Here is a 25,116-nt window from a genome sequence, read left to right on the forward strand (position 1 = left end):
CGTTGCGTTTCCGCCGGCTGAAACTCACCGGCTTCAAGAGCTTCGTCGAGCCTGCCGAACTCAGAATCGAGCCGGGGCTAACCGGCGTGGTCGGCCCGAACGGCTGCGGCAAGTCCAACCTGCTTGAGGCGATCCGCTGGGTGATGGGCGAAGGATCGCCCAAGTCGCTGCGCGGCGGCGGGATGGAGGATATTATCTTCGCCGGCACTGCCACCCGGCCGGCGCGCGACTTCGCCGAAGTGTCGCTGCTGATCGAGCGCGAGGCCGGCGACGCCGATAACGACGAAAATAGCGAGAGCGAAGTGACCCGCCGGATCGAGCGCGGCGCCGGCTCCGCTTACCGGATCGACGGGCGCGATGTCCGCCAGAAGGACGTCTCGCTGCTGTTCGCCGACGCCGCAACCGGTGCTCATTCGCCGGCGCTGGTCAGCCAGGGGCGGATCGGCGCGGTGATCGCCGCAAAGCCGGTCGAGCGCCGGATGATGCTGGAAGAGGCGGCGGGCATTTCGGGCCTCCATGCGCGCCGCAAGGATGCCGAGCAGAAGCTCCGCGCGACGGAAGCCAATCTCCAACGGCTCGACGAGCTACTGACGGAGCAGGAGGCGCGTGCTTCGGCGCTCAGGCGGCAGGCGCGGGCAGCCGAACGCTACCGCGCGCTGACCGACAAGATCCGGCTGGCCGAGGGCAAGCTGCTCTATTCGCGCTGGTCAGACGCCGACCGCGCGGCGGCTGAAGCGGCCGAGGAAGCCAGGATCGCGGAGGGCGAGGTCGCCCGGTTGCAGCAGGCGGTCCTTGCCGCGCAATCGCTTCAGGAACAGGCCGCCGGCGCGCTGGCCGAGCGGCGCAACTCCGCCGTCGCGGCGCGCGATGCCGGCCGCACCCTGGCGCATGAACTGGCCACCGCCCGTGCCAAGCGCGATACGGTGGTGCGCCGGCTAGCGGAACTGGAGCGCCTTTCGCAGGCGCTATCGGCCGAAACCGCGCGCGAGGTGGCATTGAAGGCCGACGCGGCGAGGGCGATCGACACACTCGACCAGGAACGGCGTGCGATCGAGGAACGGCTGGCCGATGCCGAGACGATCGCCGCCCGGATCGCGACCGAACTGACCCAAACCGAGGCGGAATCCCGCGAAGCCGAAGCCGCCCTTGCCGGAGTGTTGGCGCGTGAAGCCGCCATGCGGGCCGAACGCCGCGTGGCCCAGGCCGCGCTGGATGCCGCCAATGCGCAGGCGGCGCGCTTCGCCGCCGATGCCGATCGGCTGATCCAGCAGCTGGCCGGGATTGGCGACGGTTCGGCGGAGCGCGCATCGATCGGGCAAGCGCAAGCGGCGGCTGACGAGGCCTCTCGCCAGCTTGCCGATGCGGAGGTGGCGCTGGCCCAGGCCGAGCAGCAACGCGCGGACGCGGCGACCGCCCGCGACGAGGCTGAAAGCGCGCTGGCGGCAGCTCGTGCGGCGCAGAGTGCGGCCAAGGCCGAACGCGACGCGTTGGCGCGGGCGCTCGACCATGGAGGTGGCGCGGCGCTGACCGAGCTCAAGGCCGCGCCAGGCTATGAGCGCGCGCTCGCGGCGGCACTTGGCGAAGATATTGAGGCGGTGCTTGGCAGCGAAGGTCCGCGCCGCTGGCAAGGCAGCGACGGGGAGGCTGGCGATCCGCCGCTGGCAGTCGGCCTCGAACGACTGCTCGATCATGTCGACGCGCCGGCGGCCCTGCGCCGCCGCTTGGCGCAGGTCGGCGTTGTTGAAAGCGACTCGGGTCAAATACTGGCGGTCGGCCAGCGGCTGGTTACTTTTGATGGCGTCATGCGGCGCTGGGACGGTTTCGTCAGCGTCGGCGGCGGCGCGGCTGCAGCCGAGCGGCTGTTGCGTGCCAATCGGCTGACCGAAATCGACCGGCAACTGCCCGGGCTTGAGCAGGCCGTTGCTGGCGCCCAGGCAGCACGTGACGCCGCCGCCCAGGCGGTCGAAACGCATCGGGCCGAGGCCGAAGCCGCGCGCAAGGCCGCGTCCGAGGCCGAACGGGCCGGTCGTGACGCGACCCGGGCTGGCGATGTCGCCACTGCCGCGCTTGAGCGGCTCGACGCCCAGCGCTCGGGGATTGAGGAGCGCCGCGCCGACCTGGTGCCACTGGCCGAAGCGGCGAAAGAGGCCGTCGACGTCGCGACCCGAAATCTTGCTGCCCTGCCCGACCCCGACACGCTGCAGGCCGAGGTCGAAGCGGCTCGCGCCAAGGCCTCGACGGCCGGCGAGGCGGTCGCCGACTGCCGCGCTCGTTCGGCGACCCGGGCCCGTGAAACCGCTGCCGATCGCGAGCGCCACGCTGCCGCCGGCCGAGAGTCAGGGGAATGGCGCACCCGTTCGCTCCAGGCCGAGAAGCGGCTTGCCGAAACCGCCGCCCGGGCGATGGCGATGGAGGAGGAACAGGAGGAGCTGGCCGATGAACCTGCGCGCCACGCCGCCGACATCGACCGGATCGAGCGCGACGCGGCGACCAGTGAGGCGGAAATCGCCAAGACGGCCGAGGCCGAGCGTGACGCTCAGGAGGCCGTGGCCGTCGCCGCCAGAGCCCTTGCCGAGGCAGGGGAAGCTTCCGCCGCGGCCCGCGAAGCTCGCGCCGGAGCCGCTGCCCGCGCCGACGCCCATGTCGAACGGCGGATGGAGTTTGCCCGATTGTGCGGGGAAAAATTCGAATGCCCGCCGCCATTATTGCCGGAAAAGCTGGGATTCGACTCCGCCAACCTCGGCGACCCGGAGATCGAGAAGGAAACGCTCGACCGCCTGACTGCGGAGCGCGAACGGATTGGCCCGGTCAACCTTGTCGCGGAGCAGGAGCTGGCCGAGCTCGACACCAGCCGCGAAACCAATGTCGCCGAGAAGGAAGAGCTGGCTCAGGCGATCCTCCGCCTGCGCGGCTCGATCGGCAGCCTCAACCGCGAAGGCCGCGTTCGGCTACTCGATGCGTTCGAGAAGGTGAACACCCACTTCCGCAGCCTGTTCACCACCCTGTTCGACGGCGGCCAGGCGCATTTGGAGCTAGTCGAGAGTGACGATCCGCTTGAAGCGGGGCTTGAAATCATGGCCCAGCCGCCGGGCAAGAGGCTCCAGTCGCTGACCCTGCTTTCGGGCGGCGAGCAGGCGTTGACAGCTGTGGCGCTGATCTTTGCCCTGTTCCTGACCAACCCGGCACCGATCTGCGTCCTGGACGAAGTCGACGCGCCGCTTGACGACGCCAATGTCGACCGCTTCTGCGACCTTCTCGACCGCATGACCGGCGAGACCGACACCCGCTACCTCATCGTTACCCACAATGCGGTGACGATGGCCCGAATGCACCGGCTTTACGGCGTGACGATGATCGAGCGCGGCGTCAGCCGGCTGGTCTCGGTCGACCTTGGCGGGGCAGAGGAGCTATTGGCGGCGGAGTGAGTTCGCCCAAATGACAATGGCCTTCATCCCGCCCTATCCGCCGCGGCCGGCCAAGCCGGTCGCAACCTGGCGTGGTTTCTTCGGCGAGCGCGCCCGCACATCGGTCTATGGATGGTCGGAACGCGCGTTCGAGATCGATTATCTCAAGCGCGACATCCTCGGCTTCAAGGTCCACATCCTGCTCGATCCCGACCTGATCGAGCATGTCCTGCTTGGTCAGGCCGCCAATTATGTGAAGCCGGACATCGTCAAGACGCTGCTCGATCCGATCATCGGCCGCGGCCTGCTGACGTCCGACGGCGCATTGTGGCGCGATCAGCGCAAGATCGTAGCGGCCAGCTTCTCCCCTGGCGCGGTCGAGGCGCAGCGGGCGATGTTCGTGCGCGCCGCGCGCGAAGCGATGGAGCGGTGGAGCGAGGGCCGGCAAGACATGGCCGCCGAAGCGACGCGCACCACCATGACGGTGATTGCGTTGGCCCTGTTCGGCGGCGACCCGCGCTTGATCTCGGAATCGTCGATGGCGCATATCGCGGCGGCGATTGAAGGCTTCTCCGAAGCGCGGATGCTGGCGTTGCTGCGTCTCCCCCAGTTTCCGGTGACCCCCAAGGGCCGGGCGGGCAAGCGCGGTCAGATCTTCCTGCGCCGAACCCTGGCCGAAGTGGTCGACGACCGCTGGCATGGCCGGGTCGCGCGAGATTTCCTCACCGGCGTGATCGAGGCGCTGCGCCACCGCTTTCCCGATGAGGAGGCGAGGGCGCTGGCGATCGACAATGCCGCGACCTTCTATCTCGCCGGCCACGAAACCACTGCCAATGCCATCAGCTGGACGCTGTTCCTGCTGGCCGCCCAGCCGGAGTTGCAGGAGGAACTTGCCGTGGAAGCGCGCGCCGCACTTGCCGGAGGCGCCGATGACATTGCCGAGCGTGTCGAGCGGCTTCGCCTGTTCGTCCAGGAATCGATGCGTCTCTACCCCCCGGTGCCGCGCTTCGACCGGCAGGCCATCGCCGATGATCGCATCGGCGAGCATGAGGTGGCAGCGGGCGACATCGTTTCGATCTGGCCGTGGATGCTCCACCGCCACCGCAAATATTGGCGGGATCCCGATGCATTCGACATCGACCGCTTCGCCGGCAAGGGCGATCGCCACCGCTTCCAATATCTGCCGTTCGGCGGCGGCCCGCGGACCTGTGTTGGCGCCCAGTTCGCCACCGCCGAGGCACTGACCATCCTGGCGACGTGGCTCGCCGAATGGCGCTTTGTAGAAGCCGGGCATGACGTCCGGCCGGCCGGAATGGTCACACTAAGGCCTGCTGGTGGCCTTCCACTTCGCCTAGAGCGCCGCACTTTCGGGTAGCCGATAGTTCGCTATTGCGAATGACTATCATTAACGCTAATCCGCCTTCAGGCCATCCGGTCGAAGGGGAATTCGTTACATGTTTCGTGCGTCCGCCGCCGCCTTGCTCGCCAGCAGTTTCCTTGCCATGCCTGCTTTCGCTGCGGACGTGTCTGCCGACGCCAGCAGCAAGGAAGTCGAGCTTGCCGAGCTTGCCGAGCCGATCATCGTTGTCGGTCAGCGTGGAAGCTATGATGCGAAAGAGAGCTGCGCGGCGACCAAGACCTGCACGCCGCTAAAGGACGTGCCCCAATCGGTCAGCGTCATCACCTCGAAGCAGATCGACGATCAGACGCTGCGTTCGATTTCCGATGTCGTGCTTTACGTGCCTGGGGCGAGTTTCAACTCCGGCGAAGGCAATCGCGATACGATCGTGCTGCGCGGCAACAGCAGCACCGCCGATTTCTTCACCGACGGGGTCCGCGACGACGTCCAATATTTCCGCGATTTCTACAATGTCGATCGCATCGAGGTGCTGAAAGGCCCCAACGCGATGATCTTCGGCCGCGGCGGCGGCGGCGGAGTGGTAAACCGGGTGACCAAGCGCGGCGCTCCGGCGGCCTTCGAGAATTTCGCTGCCTCTGGCGACAGCGAGGGTGGCTTTCGTCTGACCGGCGACGTCAATGAGCCGCTGGGCGGGACCGCGAGCCTGCGCGTTAACGGACTGTATGAGGATGGCGACAGCTTCCGCCATCACGTCGACCTCAAGCGCTACGGCATCAATCCTACCGTCGGAATCCAAGCCGGCGAGGCGACACGGATCGACCTCAGCTACGAATATTTCCACGACCGCCGCACCGCCGACCGCGGCGTTCCGTCGGTCACGGACCCGGCCGCGATCGACGAGCCATTAAAGGGCTTTGACAGCATCTTCTTCGGCGATCCGGATCAGAGCCTTGCGAAGGTCGACGCGCACATCGGGGTACTCGCGGTCGAACACCAGCTGGGCGAGGGGCTGACGCTCCGCAATCGCCTGTCCTACGGCCATTTCGACAAATTCTATCAGAACATCTTCGCCGCCAATCTCATCGAGGCCAACGATACGGTTACGCTGAACGCCTATAACAACGGCACTACCCGCAAGAATTTGTTCAACCAGACCGACCTCATCTGGGAAAATCAGCTTGGCGGCATCGACCAGACCCTGTTATTCGGCTTCGAGGTCGGTCAGCAGAAGTCCCGCAACTTGCGGGAGACCGGGTTCTTTGACGCTGGCACGAACATCGTTCCGCTCAGCGATCCCACGGTCGACCTTGATGGCCGAATCACATTCGCGCGCGCTGGGACCGACGCCGACAACCGGACCAAGGCGACTATTGCCGCGGTTTATGTGCAGGATCAGATCCGCCCGGCCGACTGGATCGAAATTATTGCCGGCCTGCGCTTCGACTCGTTCAAGTTGAGCGTGGACGATTTCCGCCCGGCGCCGCTGGGCGGCGAGTTCGGTCGAAGGGACAAATTCTGGTCCCCGCGATTGGGACTGATCCTCAAGCCCAGCGACAAGCTGTCATTCTACGGCAGCTTCAGCCGGTCATATTTGCCGCAGTCGGGCGACCAGTTCGGCGGCCTCGACATCAATACCGAAGCGCTGAAGCCAGAACGATTCGACAATTACGAGATCGGCGCCAAGTGGCAGCCGATCGACGGCTTGCTGGCGACTGCGGCGATCTACCAGCTCGATCGTACCAACACCCGTGTCGCCGATCCCAGCGGCAACGGCACCTTCCTCTTGAGCGGCAAGCAGCGCAGCAAGGGCATCGAGCTCGGCCTGACCGGCAACGTCACCAGCCACTGGCAGATGTCGGCCGGACTTGCCTGGCAGAAGGCCGAGGTCACCGAAGCAACCACGGCCTGCCCCAGTGGTGACTGCGAAGTGCCGCTCGTACCGCGCCGCACCGCGTCCCTGTGGAATCGCTATGACGTGACCCAGTCGCTCGGGGTCGGGCTCGGCATAATCGCCCGGTCGAAGTCGTTCACCACCATCAACAACCAGGTGAAACTGCCCGGCTACGCCCGCGTCGACGGCGCCATCTTCTACAAGATCACCAGGCAGGTCGAAGCGCAGGTAAATGTCGAAAACATCTTCGGCGCCGACTATTTCCCGACTGCGAACGGTGACAACAATATCGCCCCCGGCGCACCTACCACGGTCCGCGGCACGATCCGTTTCGGGCTTTAGGCGGCCGCTTAGCCCCGCCAGTAATTAGGGAATTGCTGCTTCAGCGCGGCGACCTTCGGCCGGTCGTTGAAGACGATGTACGGATAGTTCGGATTCTTGCGCATGAAGTCCTGGTGATAAGCCTCCGCGGCAACGAACCCGCCGCTTTCGATCCGCGTCGCGATCGGCCGCTTGAACACATGGGCCTTCTGCAATTGAGCGATATAGGCCCTCGCCACCTTGGCCTGGGCCGGCGACTGCGGGAATATCGCCGAGCGATACTGGGTGCCGACATCGGGACCCTGGCGATCTACTTCGGTCGGGTCGTGGGCGACCGCGAAGAATATGCGCAGGAGCTCGGAATAGCTGACCTGGTGCGGGTCGAAGACGATCCGAACCGCCTCGGCATTTCCGGTCGTCCCAGTCGAAACCTTGTCATAGGTGGCGCCCCGGGCCTGCATGCCGGCAAAGCCGGACGTGACATCGCTGACACCTTTGACATGCTCATAGACGCCCTCAATGCCCCAGAAGCAGCCGCCGGCCAGGACGGCGACTTCGCGATGGGAGCCGGCCGGTGCCACCATCGACGCAGGCGGGACATTGGCGGCGGCCTCGGCTTGGCGGCTCCAGCTGACCGTCAACGGCAGGCCGATCGCGGCCGCCGCGGCAATGACGGAAACTGCCAGTTTCACTTGGTTGGTCATGCCTGCCTTGCTCTCAATCCTATTCTTCGGGAGGCGCCGCGCCCTTGGCTTCCTCGCGGCGCTCCTTGAACGCCTGGTTGATCAGATCCTGCGTGCAGCCGGTGAAGCCGGCCGGCCCGACCGGCGAGCAGCTGTTGATTCCGGTCCGGCCATAGGTTTCGAACGCGGTCGCCCGATTGGCCCAGGATTCGCGCGACTGGCGCGACCCGCTTTGCCGATAGCGCTCCGGAATCCGGAAGCGCTCGCTCTCCGGCTTGCGGGCGCAGACGACGACCTGGTCGTCGGTCGAACGCGGGCAGGGGTCGGTGCCGTAGACAATGATCTCGCTGATCTTGGCGCCTTGGGCGAGCGCCGGCTCCGGCGCGACCAGCGCTGGAAGGGCAAGCGCAATTCCCGTGACGGCAAAACTCAGCAGCGGCAGTTTCGACATGATCACACGTCCTTCTCGAAGGGCTAAAGCGGCCGAGCCGGGATCCCGGTTCCGCTCATATGCGTTTGGAGAGCTCGATTGCCAACCGGCATCCGGCACGAATTGCGGTGGTCAGTAGTGGATAGGCGATCGCCTCCTGCGCGCCATGCTCGCGCGCGGTCTCGCGATGTTCCAGTTCCTCGGCCTGGAAATCGCGGATATCCGCGGCAAATTCCGGGTCCTCCTCGCCCAGGGCGGCCAGCTGTTCCGAATAATGTTTGTCGATCTCGGTCTCGACCGCCTCGGTGCAGGCCATAGCCGCTCGTTCGCTGATCAGCGCGGTCGCGGCGCCAAGGGCGAATCCGGCGACGCTCCACAACGGTTGCAGGGCGGTCGGGCGAACCCGTCGCTCGGCCATCATCTTGTCGAACCGGTCGAGGTGGCGCTGCTCCTGCGCCGCCATGCGGGCGATCTGGTGCGCGGCGGTCGAGCTTCGGCCGAGCACGGCAAGCTGGCCGGCATAGATGCGGGTCGCGCCATATTCGCCGGCCTGGTTGACCCGCAGCATCGATTCCCGGTCGGGGCGCCGCTCTCCGGGATGCCAGCCGCTCACCGGGCTTTCCGAATGGCGAAGAATGTGACCACAGCAGCTCCGCCTAACGAGATGATCGCGTTCCATCCAGCCAGGGAAATACCGAGGAACGTCCATTGCACCTGGTCGCAGCGGACCAGCGGCACCGCCAAAATGTCCTCAAGGCTGGCGGCGCCAGTGGTGCTGCATCGCGTCAGCCCTTCCCACCAGCCATATTCAACACCGGCGTGGAACAGGCCAATGGCGCCGGAAACGGCGATCAAAAAGGCGGCCAGCAGTATCGTCATCCGGGTTCGCGCCGAATTGATCGGCGAGGTCAGCGCAATCAGCGCCAGAAGGATAGCCAGTCCATGCGGCCAGCGCTGCCATATGCACATCTCACACGGATAGAGGCCGCCGACATATTGCGAGAACAGGGCCCCGCCCAGCAATCCGGCCGGGATCAGCAAGGCAAGCAAGCGCGCCTGTTTGAGGCGAGTTTCGCCCGCAGGCACCGACCGTGCGAGCATTAGCGGCCCGACTTGCTGGCCAGGTTGACCGGCGGCGGACCCAGTCGCTTCAAGGTCTTCAGCGCGTAATCGAGCTGGTAATCCTTGATACCCTTCTTCTCCAGCTCGGCCGCGGTCTGCACGAAGCGCGGATCGGGCGTCGTGTCATCCTCCAGCACTTCGTCCTTGATCTTGGCCTGGCTGACCAAATGCCGGCGAAGGTCGGCCTCGCGCAATTTGGGGCGCGACTTGTAATCCTCATCGCTCAGCTGCGGCACGGTCAGGTCGGGGTCGATCCCGCCGGCCTGCACCGACCGTCCCGACGGCGTGTAGTAACGCGCGGTGGTCAGCCGAAGCGCCGACTGCGGCCCGGTCTGGATCACGCTCTGCACCGATCCCTTGCCAAAGCTCCGCTCACCCATGACGATCGCCCGGCGATGGTCCTGCAGGGCTCCAGCGACGATCTCCGCTGCCGACGCGGAGCCGGCATCAACCAGCACGATTAGCGGCTTGCCATGGGCCATGTCGCCCGGCTTGGCATAGAAACGCTCGATGTCGCCCGCATCGCGGCCACGCTCGGACACGATCTCGCCCTGCTCGAGGAACGCGTCGCTGACCTCGATCGCCTGGTCGAGCAGGCCACCCGGGTTGGAGCGCAGGTCAACGATGTAGCCGAGCGCGCGACCGCCGGTCGCCTTGTCGATCCCGATCAGTGCCTCTCGCGTCAGTGCCCCGGTCTGTGCCGAAAAGCCGTTGACGTTGATGATGCCGACATTGTCCTTCACTTCCCACTTCACCGGCTTCAGCTCGATGCGCTCGCGCGTGATGGTGACGTCGAACGGCTTGTCGCGGCCCGGCCGGACAATGGTCAGTTTGGTCGTCGTGCCCGGCTTGCCCTTCATCTTCTCGACCGCTTCGTCGAGCGAGAAGCCGTAGAGGAACTCGCCGTCGATGTGGGTGATGTAGTCGCCTGCCTTGATGCCGGCGCGGTCAGCCGGCGTATCTTCCATCGGTGCGATCACCTTGACCGCTCCGTCCTCGGCCGAAACCGAAAGGCCAAGACCGCCATAATTGCCGTCAGTGGTGGTCTTGAGCTGGGCGAAATCCGCTGCCTCGGCATAGCTGGAGTGCGGGTCGAGCGCGGCCAGCATGCCGTCGATCGCGCCCTTGATCAGCGTATGATCGTCGACCTTGTCGACATAGTTGGCGCGGACCCGCTCGAACACGCTGAAGAAGGTTTCCAGTTCCTTCTGCGTATCGGTCTCGGCCGCGGCCATGGCGGTCGTCGCCACTGGGACCATCGCCAGTGCGCCGACCAGCGCGAGGGGCGGGAGAAGCTTGGCAAGGCGTTGCATCTTAAATTCCTGTCAGGGTGCGTCGCGTCGTTTTAACGTTTATCGCCGCTATTTGACAGCGGAACAGATGAAGCTGCGATTAAGGCGGGCGAAACCGGAAGGCCATTTCGTCTCAATTCGACCCCGACCGACCCCAGCGCCCGCCCGAGATACTCGCCGCGCACTATCCTTGCTCCTTTGGGCTTGTCGCTCGCGACACCGAGCAACAGGCTGGTCCAGCCATTGCCATGGTCGATGATCACCAGGCCGTCCTGGCCCCGGTAAGGGGCGGCGAATAATATCTCGCCGTCGGCGGGCGCGATGACCTGGGCGCCGCGCGCCGTGTCGAACTTCAGTCCGCGGGAGATGATGCCTGCGCCGCTGATGCTGCCGAGCCCGTCCGTCAGCGGAGCCCCCACTGGCAGGCTGTACGCGAAATCCGACGGCGGAAGCGCGGAATCGCCGCGCATCGGCCGGGGCGGCGCGAGGCCCAGAGCAGCGGTATCGGCGGCGCTGCGCAGTGCGGCGTGCCGTTCAACGGCCTCGACTCCGGCGCTCGACAGCGCCTCGTTGCTGACCAATAGCCGATCGCCGGCTCCGAACGCCTCTCCGGCCAGCTGGCCGGCGCGGTCGGCGGCCCTCGTCTCCAGCTCGGCGAAGCGCTGCTGGCGGCGTGAAAGCTCGGCGCGGCTTTTTGCCAGGTCGTCGCGCGCTCCTGCCGCGGCCTCGACGGACTTTCGTCGCTGATCCAGCTCACCCTTCAATGCCGCGCTTCGGCGCTCAATCACGGGCATGGTCGCGTCGAGCAGCGCCTTGACCCGGACCAGTTCATCGATCGAACCCCGGTCGGCAAGTGCCAGCAGCGGGGGCTGGCGCCCCATGGTAGCGAGACCGGCAAGCAGTGCCGCGAGCGGGGCCCTGCGGTCGGCCAGGCGTTGTTCGGCGAGCGCCGCCTCGGCGCGTGCCAGCTGCAACCGGGCGCCGGATTCGCTGATCCTGGCCTCGGCCTCCTCGATCGCCGCCGCGGCCGCAACCTGCTCGGCCCGAAGCCGATCCGCCTCGGACTTGGCCTTGCCCGCCTGGCTCTCAAGCGCCTGCAGCCGCGTTGCCGCCGCCTTTGCTTCAGCCTCCGCCTCCGCCAGCCTGCTATTGGCTGACGGCCCCACCGGTGCGACGGGGGCGCTGGCCGCCACCACGACGGGAGCGATCGCCAGCAAAAGTATGGACAGGCCGCGCATCATCCCTCGCGATGATAGGGATGATTGGCGAGGATGCTGGTTGCCCGGAACAATTGCTCGGCCAGCATCGCCCTGGCCAGCATGTGCGGCCAGGTTGCGGGGCCGAACGACAGCAGCAGGTCGGCCTTGTCCTTGATCGACTGGTCGTGGCCATCGGCGGCGCCGATCAGGAACCTTGCCTCGCGCCGCCCATTGTCGCGCCAGCCTTCCAGCTTCCTGGCAAATTCGATCGACGACAGTGTCTTGCCGCGCTCGTCCAAGGCCACGATTACCCCATTTGGAACTGGATCTGGCATCGCTCCGCCGCGATCGGGCAGCTCTGTCACCTTGGTCGGCCAGTTGATGCGCTTCAGGTAACGCTCGGTCAGCTCCCCTTCGGGCGACCGGCCAATTTTTCCGCGCGCGATGATGTGGAGCAGCACTAGGCGCCGGGAGTGGCGGCCTTGGCCGGAGCCTCATCGCCGAACGCCCACATGCGCTCGAGGTTGTAAAAGGTCCGTACCTCGGGCCGGAACAGATGGACGATGACGTCGTCGGCGTCGATCAGCACCCAGTCGGCCACCGGCAGTCCTTCGATCCGCACCGGACGGCCGAATTCCTTCTTGATGCGGTCGGCGAGCTTGTTGGCCATCGACGCGACCTGGCGCGATGAACGGCCGGAGGCGATCACCATATGGTCGGCTATCGACGATTTTCCGGCGAGCGGGATAGTCACCACCTCGACCGCCTGGTCGTCGTCCAGCGATTTCATGACGAGGTTATGCAGCGCCTCGACGTCGACCGGCTTGGCCGAGGCGTCAGGCACATTGTTGGGATCGGCCAAAGGGACTCCTCTAGGGATGGACCGGGCGTCGCCGGCGAGACGAAAAGCGGCGATGCCAGTCAGGATTAAGTGCGCGCAGCCTAGTGGCGGAAGTTCGGTCGGGTGGCAGGCGAAGGAAGCTAATCGCCGGTGCACTCCATTCCGTCCAATTTTTTGCCTGGCGTGCGGGGTGGACGAACCACCGCAACCAGCCCGTCGCGCGCGCCGCACGGGCATCGTCATCATAGCCGGGCCGGGAAAGCACCGCAATCGGCACCATGTGAGCCAGGGTCCGCCAGTCCTTCCACTGATGGAATTGGGCCACAGTATCCTCGCCCATCAGCCAGATGAAACGGTGCTTGGGCCAGCGATGAAGGATCAGGCGAATTGTATCGACGGTGTAGCGGGTGCCGGCCCTTGCCTCGAAATCGCTGACCTTGATCCGGCTGCCCCGTGCCATGGCCCGCGCCGAACCAAGCCGCGCCGCAAAAGGCGCCATGTCTTTCGCCTTGTTTTTCAGCGGGTTGCCCGGCGACACCAGCCACCAGACTTCGTCGAGGTCGAGCGCTTCCATGGCCGCGAGGCTCATCCGCCGATGGGCGCGGTGAGCCGGATTGAAGCTGCCGCCTAGGAGGCCGATGCGCATATCAGGTCGCTAGCACGCTGCACTGCCAAGAGGTAAGAGGGCGGCAGGGTCCCATCAAAACAGTAGTTTGATGGGTGCCCGATGGGGGATGTGAATGGGCGAACTCGAGGGCATCGGCGAGGCAGTGACCGGCGGGCTGCTGGCTCGGGCGGTCGAACCGGCCGCTGGCGAAGCTGGTGACGACGGGCACACCCACGAGAATAACTGCCTTAACTGCGGCGCGTCCCTCAATGGGCCCTATTGCTCGGCCTGCGGGCAAAAGGCACATATCCATCGCTCGCTCAGGGCTTTCATGGGCGATTTCGTCGCCGGGCTGTTGAACTTCGAAGGTAAGTTCTGGCGAACCCTGCCGATGCTGGCCTGGTGCCCCGGCGACCTCACCCGGCGCTACATCGCCGGCGAGCGCGCGCGGTTCATTTCTCCGGTGGCCCTCTATTTGTTCAGTGTCTTCCTGATGTTCGCGGTGCTCAACTCGACCGGCGCGATCGATCCTGACACCGAGGCCGTGAAGTCGGGTGTCAGCACCGCAGTCAAGGAAGAGCGCGCCAAGATCATCGAGCTTGAGATGAAGCGGACGGCGGCAAAGGCGGCCGGACAGAATCTGGCCGCGATCGATCGCAAGATCGCCGAAGAGAACAGGGATCTAGCTCACCTCCAGCGCGTCCAGAACGGCCAGGTGTTCCAGACCGATCTCGACGACAGTGACCAAGCGCCGGGCTGGGTGAAGGAAGCGGTCAAGCGCGGGCAGGAAAATCCGGAGCTGATGGTCACGGGTATTCAGGACGCCGCCTCCAAATATAGCTGGCTCCTGATTCCCTTTTCGGCACCCTTCCTGTGGCTGTTGTTCCCGATGAGCCGCCGCTACCGGCTCTACGACCACACCGTGTTCGTGACCTATTCGCTATCGTTCATGATGATGCTGGTAATTGCCGGCGGCCTGCTCGTCGCGGGTGGTTATTCCGGCCTCGCTTCGATGCTGTTTTTCATCCCGCCGATCCACATGTACCGGCAACTCAAGGGGGCCTACAGCCTTTCGCGAACCAGCGCGGTGCTCCGCACCTTCGCGCTGGTCACTTTCTCTTTTATTGCCGGGACGCTGTTCTTCCTGACTGCCGTGGCGATCGGCGTCCTTTAGGTCCCCGCCGGAGCTGCGCCGCCGATGCCGGGCCTTGGCCGCTTGGCCTTCGGGATCGACGATCCAGCTGACGGGATGACCGGTCCCTTGATGCCGCCACGGTCGATCGACCCGCCTTCGAGGACAATCTTGATCTCGTCGCCCGACAGCGTCTCATATTCGAGCAGCGCCTGCGCCAGCTTCTCCAGCTCGTCGCCATGCTCGGTCAGCAGGTGCTTGGCCCGGTCATAGCCCTGCTCGACGATCCGGCGGATCTCCTTGTCGATCGCCTGGGCGGTTTCGTTCGACATGTTCTTCTGCCGATTGACCGAATAGCCGAGGAAAACCTCTTCGTCGGCCTCGGCATATTGCAGCGGTCCCAGCGCGTCGGACATACCCCAACGCGTGACCATGTCGCGGGCCAGGCCAGTGGCATAGCTGATGTCCGAAGAGGCGCCTGACGAAACCTTGTTGTAACCGAAGATCAGCTCTTCGGCGACGCGTCCGCCCATCGAAACGGCGAGGTTCGCGTACATCTTGTCGCGGTGGTAGCTGTAATTGTCCCGCTCGGGCAGGCGCATCACCATGCCCAGCGCGCGGCCGCGCGGGATGATCGTCGCCTTGTGGATCGGGTCCGACGCCTCTTCGTGGAGGGCGACGATCGCGTGACCGGCCTCGTGATAGGCGGTCATCCGCTTTTCGTCTTCGGTCATGACCATGGAGCGCCGTTCGGTGCCCATCATGACCTTGTCCTTGGCTTCCTCGAATTCCTGCATAGCGACCAGCCGCTTGCCCTTGCGGGCGGCCAGTAGTGCGGCCTCGTTGACCAGGTTGGCCAAGTCAGCACCGGAGAATCCCGGAGTTCCGCGGGCAATGACTCGCGGATCGACGTCCGGCGCCAGGGGAACCTTCTTCATGTGGACACCAAGGATTTGCTCGCGGCCGTCAATATCGGGTCGAGGGACCACTACCTGGCGGTCGAACCGGCCCGGGCGCAGCAGCGCCGGGTCGAGAACGTCGGGCCGGTTGGTCGCAGCGATGATGATGATGCCTTCGTTGGCCTCGAAGCCGTCCATCTCGACCAGCAGCTGGTTGAGCGTCTGCTCGCGCTCGTCGTTGCCGTTGCCGAGCCCGGCTCCACGGTGGCGGCCGACGGCGTCGATCTCGTCGATGAAAACGATGCACGGCGCGGCCTTTTTGGCCTGCTCGAACATGTCGCGGACTCGGCTGGCGCCGACGCCGACGAACATCTCGACGAAGTCGGAGCCGGAGATGGTGAAGAACGGCACGCCAGCCTCGCCGGCGATGGCGCGGGCCAGCAATGTCTTGCCGGTGCCAGGCGAGCCGACCAGCAATGCGCCCTTTGGAATCTTGCCGCCCAGCCGCGCGAACTTGCCGGGGTCCTTGAGATATTCGACGATTTCCTGAAGCTCTTCGCGGGCCTCATCGATGCCGGCCACGTCGGCGAAGGTCACGCGGCCCTGCTTTTCGGTCAGCATGCGATGGCGGCTCTTGCCGAAGCCCATCGCTCCGCCGCCGGCATTCTTCTGCATCTGGCGCATGACGAAGAAGCTGATGCCGAGGATCAGCAGGAACGGAAGCGATTGGTAAAGCAGGATCAGCCAGACGCTCGACTGTTCCTCGGCCTTGACCGCCACGCCGACGCCCTTGCCGACCAGCCGGTCGGCCACATTGGTGTTGGGCGGGGCGACCGTTCGGAACGCCTTGCCGTCGGCCATCTTGCCGCTGATCGTCACATTGCCGACCGTGGAGGTGGCGATCGTCACCGAACGGACATTGCCTTCGTCAACCTGGGCGACGAAATCGGAATAGGCCAGCGGCTCGCCCTGCGCGGCGCTGCCGCTGTCGAAGGCGCGGACGAACAGCACCAGTCCAAACAGCACTGCCACCCAGATCAGCAGGGACTTGGTCCAGGGATTGCCGGGCTTCTTGTCGCTTGGTTTTTCGTCCACGTATCCGTTCCTTGAGAATGCGTGCCTAAAATAGGCGCATTCCCCTTAATGACAATGGAACGGTGCTAGAGTGGCCAAGCGCAGCGAAACGATTGTGTGCAATCGTTGAGCAGCGCAGGCCGTCTGAATTTCGCCATCTCTGCGCGCTGGCGCTTGATCGCTGCGCGATCGTTCGCCTGCGCTCGGTGGCTCAATATTCAGGCGTGCCCCGAATGGCGCTGTGCCCAGGCAAAGGCCGAACCGGGGCGAAGTTCGTCATCGAATGGTGACGGCGCATTCAGCGCCTTGAGGCGGTCCAGGTAAAGATTGACCAGGTAGAGCCGCCTCTCCCTGGCCTGGGGCGTTACCGCACGCGATGCGGCGCTCATCTCTTCGCACGCTCTACGGCGGTAATATCGAATGTCGGTTTCCAAGCGCCCCCTCCCCTAGTGAAGCGCGACCCTCACGAGTCGTTGAACGGGAATTTAACGGAATTGGGGGTGACGTCGAGTCCATCACGGCCTCGCAACAAACATCTCCGCAATCATCACGACCGCCTGGCCGGGGCCATCGACAGCCGCCAAAATGTCCCGCCCTCCAGCTTTAGCCCCGACAGGGTCGTGGTCTCGTCGCGTTCAAGAGCTTCCAGCGCGCGGATCAGGTCGGGACCACGAGGCGCTACCACGCCAAACTCGGCGAACGCCGCCAGCAGCAACCTGCGCTTCAATTCCCGCGGCAGGTCGAACGGCTCGATGATCAGTGCCCCCCCATCCTGCTTGACCCGCGACGCAATCAGCGGGGCCAACGCCCAGTCGAGCGCTTCGTCGGCTTCGCGGATCGCCGAGGCGCTGACCGCCAGGCGCGCCGGATCGGCCCAATCGGCGCCGGCAAGCCATTCCCGCATACGGCTGCGGTCATGCTTCGGATCGCGGTTGCTTGGATCGTCGACCGGAGTCAGTCCGGCCTCGGCGACCAGTTTCGCTAGCTCCGTCTTGCGCCAGCCAAGCAGCGGGCGGATCAGGTCGACTTGCTCGGACAAGGCGCGGCGGGCGCGGGTTCCGCCAAGGCCGCCGACGCCGGCGCCGCGCGACAGCCGCATCAGCAGCGTTTCCGCCTGGTCATCGGCATGGTGAGCCGTGGCGATCGCCGACAGGCCGCGATCGATCGCCCACTCGTTGAGTAGCCGGTAGCGCATTGCCCGGGCCTCGGCTTGCACATTGGCCGCGGGCGGTTCGCTCCAATCGGCGATCAAGGTCCGGTGCGGGATATCGAGTTCGGCGCAAAGCTCGGCAACCATCGCCGCCTCTTCGGCGCTCTCTTGCCTTAGGCCATGATCGACCGTCGCCGCTTCGACACTTGCCGGCCGCGCCGCCGCCGCCAGCAACAACAGCGCCAGGCTATCCGGGCCGCCGGAGACAGCGATGCCGATCCGCGCATCCCTGGGCGAAAGGGCATCGAGATCGGCGGCAAAGCGGATTGAAGCTTCTGCCGCCGGGATCATAGGGCAAATGCCCTTAGCTGCACCTGGCCTCGGCCTTGGCGCCGGGTAGGGCTGTCTTGAGCGGGGCTCGAAGACTGGCGCCATAAACCTCTTCAAGCTCCGCATAGGCCTTGCAGGCCTGCCCCGGCTGGCCCAGCTTCACCAGCGACTGGCCGAGGTAAAACAGGCTGTCCTGGGCACGCTCGCCTTTTGGGTCGCGGCGATAGTTGGCCAGCAATGTCTCGGCCGCAGCGCGCGGTTGACCCTTGTCGAGCTGCGCCCGCCCGGCCAGATTATAAGCCCAGCTGGCACGGCGGTGGTCAGGATATTTCTTGGTGAAGGCCTGCAGCGATTTAATCGCCGCATCATATTTGCCGGCCGTCCACAGCTGATAGCCTTCGTCATAGGCGGCTTCTGCGGGATCGAGTCCGGCGTCGGTTGCGGTTGCCACCGGCTGAAGCTTGGCCGGTCCATTCTCCACCTTCGGCCGCGACGGCGGCGGGGCGGCCTCGGCCTGGTCGCCTTGGCCGCTTTGCTCGCTTGCGTCCCGATTGTCCGCCGGCGCCGTTTCCAGCGCGCGCAGGCGGCGATCCTGGTCGGCGCGAAGCCGGGCGACCTCGGCCTCCATTTGCGCGACACGATTTCCGTTCTCCTCGGACTGACGCAGGATATCGGCCAGCTGACGCTCGACCGCGTCCAATCGGCCATTGAGGTTGGTCACCGAATCCTGGGTCGCCGCCGGATCGTCGCTGAATCCGGCTGTGTCGGCCGGTTGGCCCTTGGGAAATACTTGCTTTTGCACCTGCCGGACCTGGCGCTCCAGCCGGTCGATCCGCTGCTCGGGTGTTGCGGGACGGCGTTGGGCGGCGGCGGGGGTGAGGGCGATAGCGGACGCGGCTAACAGGAGAAGGGTAGAACGGAAACGCATGATAGTCCTCGAAATGTCGGAATTTAGCGCAGACAGGATGGCAGGCATTGGCTGTCGCTCGGGTGAATCAATTGGTCGCGTCAGGCGCGGTCGCATTGGCCTGCGGGACATTCGGCGCAGCAGGCTCGACCGCTGCCGGTGTTGGGCGACGGGCGGGCGGTGGCGTTGCCGGCCGCACATTTGGTGCAACCGGTACTACGGTGGGCTGAACTGCTGTGCTGGGCGGTCCTTTCATCAGGTCCGCAGGCCGCAGGCTGACATTGGCGGCGACCTTGCCGGCCGGCCCGACCGGCGGCGCGATCGCGGTGCCGACACTGACCCGAAGCGCTTCGGGCTTGCCGGCCTTCAACAGCGGAGCCGTTGCGGTCGCCGGGACGGTATAGCTCTGGCCCGGAGCAAGCTCGCCCGAGAACAGCGTCTGACCATTGTCGGTGACCTGGATCCACGCCGGTGCCGTGGCGGTGAGCACCACCGGTCCCGACGTCGGTGCGGATGCAACCGGTGGCGGTGCCGCAGCGGCGGCTTCGACGGACGCAACGGCATTTTCTTCGGCAACCGCTTGGTCAGGCTGCATCGAGCGATTGCTCAGCCAGCTCAGCGCAAGCACGACCAGCACGAGCACCCCGAGAGCGCCGAACACCAGGCCTTTTGGCATGGTGCGCGCTGGATCGACGGCTTCGTAAACCTCGGGATGGACTGCGGCAGCTAGCCGGCCACCCATTTCCGCCCTCAACTCGTCGCCGATTTGGTTACGGTCGAGGCCAACTACGCCGGCATAGTTTTTGGCAAAGCCGATAGAGTAGGTGGCGGCCGGAAGCTTATCCCAATCGCTTTCTTCCAGGCTGGTCAAATGCCGCGTCGGAATACGGGTCTGCGCGGCCACATCCTCGACCGAAAGTCCCTTGGCTTCTCTAGCTTCCTTGAGGCGCTGGCCGACCGTGATGACGTCGTCCAATTCCGTCTCGTCCATTGGTTTCCCCAACCGATGATGCCATTGAATTTGCGCCCGTTGTCGGGAGCGGACGGCCCGCTGTCAACCGCAGTTCGAGGTGAAAAATCAGCCGATCGCGACGCTGTGCCGCTTGGCCCAATCGGCCAGCGATTTCCGCATGTTGGCGGGCGGTTTGGCAAGCAGTGCCGTTACCTTGCTGCGGACAGCTTCGGCCTCGATGGACCGGACCATGGCCTTGACCGGCCCGACGGCCGCTGGAGTGATCGAAAAGCTGTCGATGCCGATGCCGATCAGCGCCATCGCCTCGAGTGGCCGCCCGGCCATCTCGCCGCACACGCGGACTGGCACGCCCGCTGCTTTCGCCTGGATCGCGACGCGGCGCAGGAAGCGCAGGATCGCCGGGCTGAGCCAATCGTAACGCTCTGCCAGCCGCGGGTCGGCCCGGTCGGCGGCAAACAGGAATTGGGTAAGATCGTTGGTCCCGATCGACAGGAAATCAACCCGCGGCAAAAGCAGGTCGAGCATCTCGGCCAGGCTCGGCACTTCCAGCATCGCGCCGAACTCGACTGCCTTGGGCACGCCCCGCTTGGCGCCCTTGGCCCATTGGATCTGCTCCTCGAACAGGGCGCGCGCTTCCTCATATTCCCATGGTTCGCTGACCATTGGGAACATTACGCGCAGCGTCTTCCCAGCGGTCGCCTCGATCAGCGCTCGCGCCTGCGCCTTCATCAGTGCCTTGCGTTCCAGGCTGAGGCGCAGCGCGCGCCAGCCCATCGCCGGATTCTCGCTCTCGTCCTTCTGTTCCTCGGACAGGTAGGGCAGGGCCTTGTCGCCGCCGATGTCCACCGTGCGGAATACAACTGGCTTGTCGCCAGCCGCCTCCAGCACATTCTTGTACAGCCGAAGCTGGCTTTCGCGGCCCGGCAGGGTCGCGGCGATCAGGAACTGGAATTCGGTCCGGAACAGTCCGATGCCGTCGGCCCCGGCGGCTTCCAACATGGCTGCATCCTCGGCCAGGCCGGCATTGACCATCAGCGTGATGCGCTCGCCGTCCTTCGTCTCGGGCGGCAGCGTGCGGATCGCGGCGAATTCGGCGCGGCGCTTCTGGCTGAGCGACATCCGCTGCTCGAAGGCGTTGACCAGCGGCCGGTTGGGGCGGACCACAACCGTGCCCATGTCGCCGTCGACCAGGATCGTGTCACCCTCGTTGGCGATGTGACGAATGTCGCCGATGCGGCCGACCACCGGCACGCCCATCGCCCGGGCAACGATGGTGACGTGGGCGGTCAACGACCCTTCCTCCAACACCACGCCCTTCAGGCGGCGTTTGTCATATTCGAGCAATTCGGCCGGGCCGAGGTTCTTGGCGATCAGGATCGCATCCCTGGTAAGCCCGGTTTGCGCCGCGGTCCCCATCCGGCCCGATACGATCCGCATCAGGCGGTTGGACAGGTCCTCCAGGTCGTGCATCCGCTCCTTCAGGATCGGATCGTCGATTTCCCGCATCCGGGCGCGGGTGCGTTGCTGGACCCGCTCGATCGCGGCTTCGGCGGTAAGCCCGCTGTCGATCGCCTCGTTGATCCGCCGCGACCATCCCTCGTCATAGGCGAACATCTTATAGGTCTCGAGGATCTCATTATGCTCGCCGGCGGTACCGAACTCGGCCTCGCGGGTCATATTGTCGATCTGCTCGCGCATCTTGCGGAATGCCGCGTACACGCGGGTGCGCTCGGCCTCGGTGTCCTCGGCGACCGTATGTTCGACCACCACCTTAGGCTGGTGGAATACGGCAACGCCCTTGGCCATGCCGGTGACCAGCTTCAGCCCCTCGATCCGCTGCATGCCGGCATCGCGCCGGGCGGTCCTGGCCCCGTCGACTAGCCGCGCGCTGGCGATCATTTCGCTGAGCACCATCGCCACGGTCTGCAGCGCCTCGATCTCGACATCGTCGTAACGGCGAGGATCGGCATGCTGCACCGCCAGAACCCCGATCGCGGCTTCGCGGCGGATGATCGGCACGCCGGCGAAGCTGTGGAATCGCTCTTCGCCCGTTTCCGGCCGATAGACGAACTCGGGATGGCTGGCGGCCTCGGCCAGGTTCAGGATGCGCCCTTCCTCGGCGATTGTGCCGACCAGGCCCTCGCCAAGGCCGAGGCGGGTGACGTGCACCGCTTCCTTCCTGAGGCCGTGGGTTGCGAACAGCTCCAGCGCCCGCTCGCGCAACAAATAAATGGAACAGACCTCGCTCTGCATCGCCTCGGCGATGAGGTCGACCACCTTGTCCAGCTTGGCCTGCGCCGAGCCGCGCTTGGCCATCACATCGTGCAAGCCGGTCAATATCTCGCGGGCGGAGGCGGCTGCGGTCAGGGGCATGAACCGATGCTATGCAAGGAAAGCCCCAGCTTTCCAAGGGCGCTGGCTGAAACTCAGCCGCGCTTCTCCAGGCTAGCACTATGGTGGGCGCTAACTAGCGATGCTTTCGCGAGTTTCCTGAAAGCTCGTCGCGGGACAGGGCATGATCGCCATTGAAGTCGGCTGCCTGGAAGCGCCGGACCGCCACCCGCTGGAATTCTTCCTTGGTCACGATCCGATTGAGATCTATGTCGGCCATGGCCACCGGCTGCGGCAATCCGGCAATCATCGCAGGTCCTCGACCGAACCCGGTCCCGCCAGGCATTTGGATGCCTGCATCGGGATCGCCCTCTTGCGCATCTCCCATGTCGACCCCGGAGTAGGTATCGTGGGATGCACCGGTAGACCGATATCCGGGTGGCCGAAGGCCGCCTGCCAGCCTTACCGCCGGCGGCGCGACCACTTGCTCATAACGCTGGATCTCGTCTGCATCGATGCGGCCGTTCTTGTTCACGTCAAGCAGGTCCAGGAACCGGCCGGCGTCAGCAACGAACTCGATCAGGCTGATCGATCCGTCATGATTGGTGTCGGCACGGGCCATCCAGTCGTCGAGCGGCGGCGGTGCGCCCGGCTGGCCGCGAAACGGCTCGCCCATCAGCGTCAGGTAGATCTGCGATCGACCCTTCGCTGCGTGGCCCTGGGGCGCAGCGGGTTGGGCGTTGGCGACGGAGCCGAGAAGCATCGCGGTGGCAACCAACAGTCCAGGGTGCATGGCCAATCCCTTTTTGACGAACAGCGCCCTCTGGGCCGAGGAAAATGTATCAGACATTTATCGCCCGGCTGGACCAGGGCTAGCCGCGCGAACCCAGGGCCGCCGCGGCCTCGTCGACCAGCTCCTGGATGATGTCGGCGACCGGCTCCTCGCGGTTGACCATGCCGACCGACTGCCCGGCCATCACCGATCCGCTCTCGACGTCGCCGTCGATCACCGCGCGGCGGAGCGCTCCCGCCCAATAATGCTCGATCTGAAGCTGGGCCTCGGCCATTTCGATCGCGCCTTCGTCCAGCTTTTGCGCAACCTCGCGCTGCTTGGCGGCGAAATTCTCCATCTCGCGGTTCTTGAGCGCGCGTACCGGAATTACCGGCAGGCGCGGGTCGATCTGCACGGACGGGATCGCGTCGCGTGCCGATGCGCGGATGAAAGCCTTTTTGAAATTTGCATGGGCAATGCACTCATGCGCGCAGACGAACCGTGTGCCGAGCTGGACGCCGACCGCGCCCATTTCGAGGTAGGCGGCGATCGCCTCGCCTCGCCCGATCCCGCCGGCGACGAACACCGGGATGTCGGCGGCGACGTGCGGCAGGATTTCCTGCGCAAGGACGCTGGTCGAAACCGGTCCGATGTGGCCGCCGGCCTCCATCCCCTCGATTACCAGCGCGTCGGCTCCCGACCGCATCAGCTTCTTGGCCAAGGCAAGCGCCGGGGTGAAGGCAATTAGCTTGGCGCCATTGCCCTTGATCCGCTCAATCGCGCCGCCCGGCGGCAAGCCGCCGGCGAGCACCACATGGGTCACCTCATGCCTGGCGCAGACATCGATCAATTCGCTCAATTGCGGATGCATCGTAATCAGGTTGACGCCGAACGGCTTGGCCGTGCGCTCCTTGGTCCCCGCAATCTCTCCATCGAGCAACTCGGGACTCATCGCCCCGCAGGCGATCACGCCGAAGCCGCCGGAATTGCTGATCGCGGACACGAGGTGACGCTCCGAAATCCAGCTCATCGCCCCACCCAGGATCGCCCATTCGGTCCCAAGGAATTCCGTGCCGCGGGCCATCAATTCCTTGAGGCGCACCATGCCGCCGTCGCCATGCATCACGCGGGCTTCCGCGATTAGGCCTTCGCCGCTCATGCTGCTTCTCCCCGCGGCGCATCGAGGCCGAAAGCTGTGTGAAGAACCCGGACCGCAAGCTCCATCTCATCCTCCTTCACCAGCACGCTGACCTTGATCTCGCTGGCACTGACTGCCAGCAGATTGATGCCGCTTGTCGCCAGGGTGGCGAACATCTTGGCGGCCAGCTCAGGATTGGAGCGGATACCGACCCCGACGATCGACACCTTGGCGACTGCATCGTCGGTATGGATTTCGGAAAAGCCAATGTCGCCCTTCCTTGCGTTCAGCACCGCCGCCGCCTGCGCCATCATCGCTTCCGGTACGGTGAAGGTCAGGTCGCTCGCGTTCTGCCCTTCGGTCGCGGCATGAACGATCATGTCGACCGACAGGCCGGCGTCGGCCAGCGGCTGCATCACGGCCGCGACCATCCCGGGCCGGTCGGCGATCCCGGTCAGCGTGATCCGCCCCTCGTTGCGGTCGGCGGCGATGCCGGCGATGGCGTTTCGCTCCATGTCATTTTCCCCTAGCTCGGGGACGATCTCGGTCCCCGGCAAATCATCGAATGCGGTCAGCACGCGCAGCGGAAGATTTTCGCGCATGGCGAGCCCGACCGAGCGTACCTGCAGCACCTTGGCGCCGACACCTGCCAGCTCAAGCATTTCCTCGAAGGTGATTTTGGTCAGCTTGCGCGCCTGCGGCACGATCCTTGGATCGGTCGTGTAGACGCCGTCGACGTCAGTATAGATGTCGCAGCGGTCGGCCTTGACCCCGGCCGCGATCGCCACCGCCGACGTGTCCGACCCGCCGCGGCCCAGCGTCGCGACCCTGCCGTCCTCGCTTACTCCCTGGAACCCGGGGATGACCGCGACAGTGCCCTCGTTCAGCGCTTCGTCGAGCAGCGCGCCTTCGACCTTTTCGACCCGCGCGTTGCCGTGCACGCCGGAGGCCCGCATCAACTGCCAGCCCATGAAGCTGCGCGCCTTGGCGCCCATATTCTGCAGCGTCATGGCAAGGAGCCCCGCCGTCACCTGCTCGCCGCTGGCGACGACCACATCATATTCCTGGGGATCGGCCAGCGCGGATGCCTCGCGGCACAGCTGGACCAGACGGTCGGTTTCGCCAGCCATGGCGGAGACCACGACGAGGACCTCGTTGCCCGCGTCGGCTTCGCGCTTGACCCGCGCGGCCACGACACGGATGCGCTCGATCCCGGCCATCGAGGTTCCGCCGAATTTCATTACTATTCTTGTTCTTGGG

Annotated in this window: 22 protein-coding genes; 4 read left to right on the forward strand and 18 right to left on the reverse strand. The window is 65.4% G+C overall.

What is annotated here, in order from left to right:
- The first annotated feature begins 2 nt into the window (after positions 1–2).
- The 3 genes from LZ518_RS12890 (at position 3) to LZ518_RS12900 (ending at position 6,997) form a co-directional block, all read left to right on the forward strand.
- The gene (locus LZ518_RS12890) at positions 3–3,425 is read left to right on the forward strand and encodes a chromosome segregation SMC family protein (RefSeq protein ID WP_249916380.1); all 3,423 of its coding nucleotides are present in this window, start codon (positions 3–5) and stop codon (positions 3,423–3,425) included.
- Positions 3,426–3,435: 10 nt separating this feature from the next.
- Positions 3,436–4,779, forward strand: coding sequence for a cytochrome P450 (locus tag LZ518_RS12895; RefSeq protein ID WP_249916381.1), 1,344 nt, complete (start codon positions 3,436–3,438; stop codon positions 4,777–4,779).
- A gap of 79 nt (positions 4,780–4,858) precedes the next feature.
- Positions 4,859–6,997: a TonB-dependent receptor gene (locus LZ518_RS12900; protein WP_249916382.1), complete on the forward strand. Its 2,139-nt coding sequence runs from the start codon at positions 4,859–4,861 to the stop codon at positions 6,995–6,997.
- Positions 6,998–7,005: 8 nt separating this feature from the next.
- Here the strand turns inward: LZ518_RS12900 and msrA are convergent, their stop codons facing one another.
- The 9 genes from msrA to LZ518_RS12945 are packed head-to-tail and all read right to left on the reverse strand — an operon-like array spanning position 7,006 to position 13,189.
- Entirely contained in the window at positions 7,006–7,680 is a 675-nt protein-coding gene (msrA, locus tag LZ518_RS12905) for a peptide-methionine (S)-S-oxide reductase MsrA (protein WP_348538687.1), read from the reverse strand.
- 19 nt (positions 7,681–7,699) lie between these two features.
- Positions 7,700–8,110, reverse strand: coding sequence for a hypothetical protein (locus LZ518_RS12910; RefSeq protein WP_249916383.1), 411 nt, complete (start codon positions 8,108–8,110; stop codon positions 7,700–7,702).
- Positions 8,111–8,165: 55 nt separating this feature from the next.
- Positions 8,166–8,657, reverse strand: a complete 492-nt coding sequence (locus LZ518_RS12915) for a demethoxyubiquinone hydroxylase family protein (RefSeq protein ID WP_249916573.1) — start codon at positions 8,655–8,657, stop codon at positions 8,166–8,168.
- A gap of 41 nt (positions 8,658–8,698) precedes the next feature.
- The gene (locus LZ518_RS12920; protein WP_431358224.1) at positions 8,699–9,190 is read right to left on the reverse strand and encodes a disulfide bond formation protein B; all 492 of its coding nucleotides are present in this window, start codon (positions 9,188–9,190) and stop codon (positions 8,699–8,701) included.
- Positions 9,190–10,524 (reverse strand): S41 family peptidase, encoded by a 1,335-nt coding sequence (locus LZ518_RS12925; protein ID WP_249916385.1) that lies wholly within the window; start codon positions 10,522–10,524, stop codon positions 9,190–9,192. The genes LZ518_RS12920 and LZ518_RS12925 overlap by 1 nt, the downstream gene beginning before the upstream one ends.
- Before the next feature lie 32 nt (positions 10,525–10,556).
- A complete protein-coding gene (locus tag LZ518_RS12930; protein WP_249916386.1) occupies positions 10,557–11,744 on the reverse strand; it encodes a murein hydrolase activator EnvC family protein in 1,188 nt (395 codons plus the stop codon).
- Entirely contained in the window at positions 11,741–12,163 is a 423-nt protein-coding gene (locus tag LZ518_RS12935; RefSeq protein ID WP_249916387.1) for a 23S rRNA (pseudouridine(1915)-N(3))-methyltransferase RlmH, read from the reverse strand. The genes LZ518_RS12930 and LZ518_RS12935 overlap by 4 nt, the downstream gene beginning before the upstream one ends.
- Entirely contained in the window at positions 12,163–12,564 is a 402-nt protein-coding gene (gene rsfS / locus LZ518_RS12940) for a ribosome silencing factor (RefSeq protein ID WP_489146322.1), read from the reverse strand. The genes LZ518_RS12935 and rsfS overlap by 1 nt, the downstream gene beginning before the upstream one ends.
- 10 nt (positions 12,565–12,574) lie before the next feature.
- Positions 12,575–13,189: a nicotinate-nucleotide adenylyltransferase gene (locus LZ518_RS12945; protein WP_249916388.1), complete on the reverse strand. Its 615-nt coding sequence runs from the start codon at positions 13,187–13,189 to the stop codon at positions 12,575–12,577.
- A gap of 94 nt (positions 13,190–13,283) precedes the next feature.
- On the opposite strand from LZ518_RS12945, the gene LZ518_RS12950 reads away from it, so the two are divergent.
- Positions 13,284–14,324 carry a DUF3667 domain-containing protein gene (locus LZ518_RS12950; RefSeq protein WP_249916389.1) on the forward strand — a complete coding sequence of 347 codons (1,041 nt, stop codon included), beginning with the start codon at positions 13,284–13,286 and terminating at the stop codon, positions 14,322–14,324.
- Here the strand turns inward: LZ518_RS12950 and ftsH are convergent.
- The 9 genes from ftsH to LZ518_RS12995 form a co-directional block, all read right to left on the reverse strand.
- On the reverse strand, positions 14,321–16,276 hold the full coding sequence (gene ftsH / locus LZ518_RS12955; protein WP_249916390.1) for an ATP-dependent zinc metalloprotease FtsH: 1,956 nt from the start codon (positions 16,274–16,276) through the stop codon (positions 14,321–14,323). The genes LZ518_RS12950 and ftsH overlap by 4 nt on opposite strands.
- 197 nt (positions 16,277–16,473) lie before the next feature.
- Positions 16,474–16,644 (reverse strand): hypothetical protein, encoded by a 171-nt coding sequence (locus LZ518_RS12960; protein WP_249916391.1) that lies wholly within the window; start codon positions 16,642–16,644, stop codon positions 16,474–16,476.
- Between the two features lie 158 nt (positions 16,645–16,802).
- The gene (gene tilS, locus LZ518_RS12965; RefSeq protein WP_249916392.1) at positions 16,803–17,756 is read right to left on the reverse strand and encodes a tRNA lysidine(34) synthetase TilS; all 954 of its coding nucleotides are present in this window, start codon (positions 17,754–17,756) and stop codon (positions 16,803–16,805) included.
- 13 nt (positions 17,757–17,769) lie between these two features.
- Positions 17,770–18,663 carry a tetratricopeptide repeat protein gene (locus tag LZ518_RS12970; protein WP_249916393.1) on the reverse strand — a complete coding sequence of 298 codons (894 nt, stop codon included), beginning with the start codon at positions 18,661–18,663 and terminating at the stop codon, positions 17,770–17,772.
- 67 nt (positions 18,664–18,730) lie between these two features.
- A complete protein-coding gene (locus LZ518_RS12975) occupies positions 18,731–19,633 on the reverse strand; it encodes a helix-turn-helix domain-containing protein (protein ID WP_249916394.1) in 903 nt (300 codons plus the stop codon).
- Between the two features lie 87 nt (positions 19,634–19,720).
- Positions 19,721–21,988 (reverse strand): phosphoenolpyruvate--protein phosphotransferase, encoded by a 2,268-nt coding sequence (ptsP, locus tag LZ518_RS12980; RefSeq protein WP_249916395.1) that lies wholly within the window; start codon positions 21,986–21,988, stop codon positions 19,721–19,723.
- Positions 21,989–22,082: 94 nt separating this feature from the next.
- On the reverse strand, positions 22,083–22,796 hold the full coding sequence (locus LZ518_RS12985; RefSeq protein ID WP_249916396.1) for an EF-hand domain-containing protein: 714 nt from the start codon (positions 22,794–22,796) through the stop codon (positions 22,083–22,085).
- A 22-nt stretch (positions 22,797–22,818) separates the two neighbouring features.
- Positions 22,819–23,877, reverse strand: coding sequence for an NAD(P)H-dependent flavin oxidoreductase (locus LZ518_RS12990; RefSeq protein ID WP_431358225.1), 1,059 nt, complete (start codon positions 23,875–23,877; stop codon positions 22,819–22,821).
- Positions 23,874–25,097 (reverse strand): aspartate kinase, encoded by a 1,224-nt coding sequence (locus tag LZ518_RS12995; protein WP_249916397.1) that lies wholly within the window; start codon positions 25,095–25,097, stop codon positions 23,874–23,876. Before LZ518_RS12995 ends, LZ518_RS12990 begins: the two co-directional genes overlap by 4 nt.
- Positions 25,098–25,116: the final 19 nt, after the last annotated feature.

The sequence above is a fragment of the Sphingomonas brevis genome (assembly GCF_023516505.1).
GTDB classification, from domain to species: domain Bacteria; phylum Pseudomonadota; class Alphaproteobacteria; order Sphingomonadales; family Sphingomonadaceae; genus Sphingomicrobium; species Sphingomicrobium breve.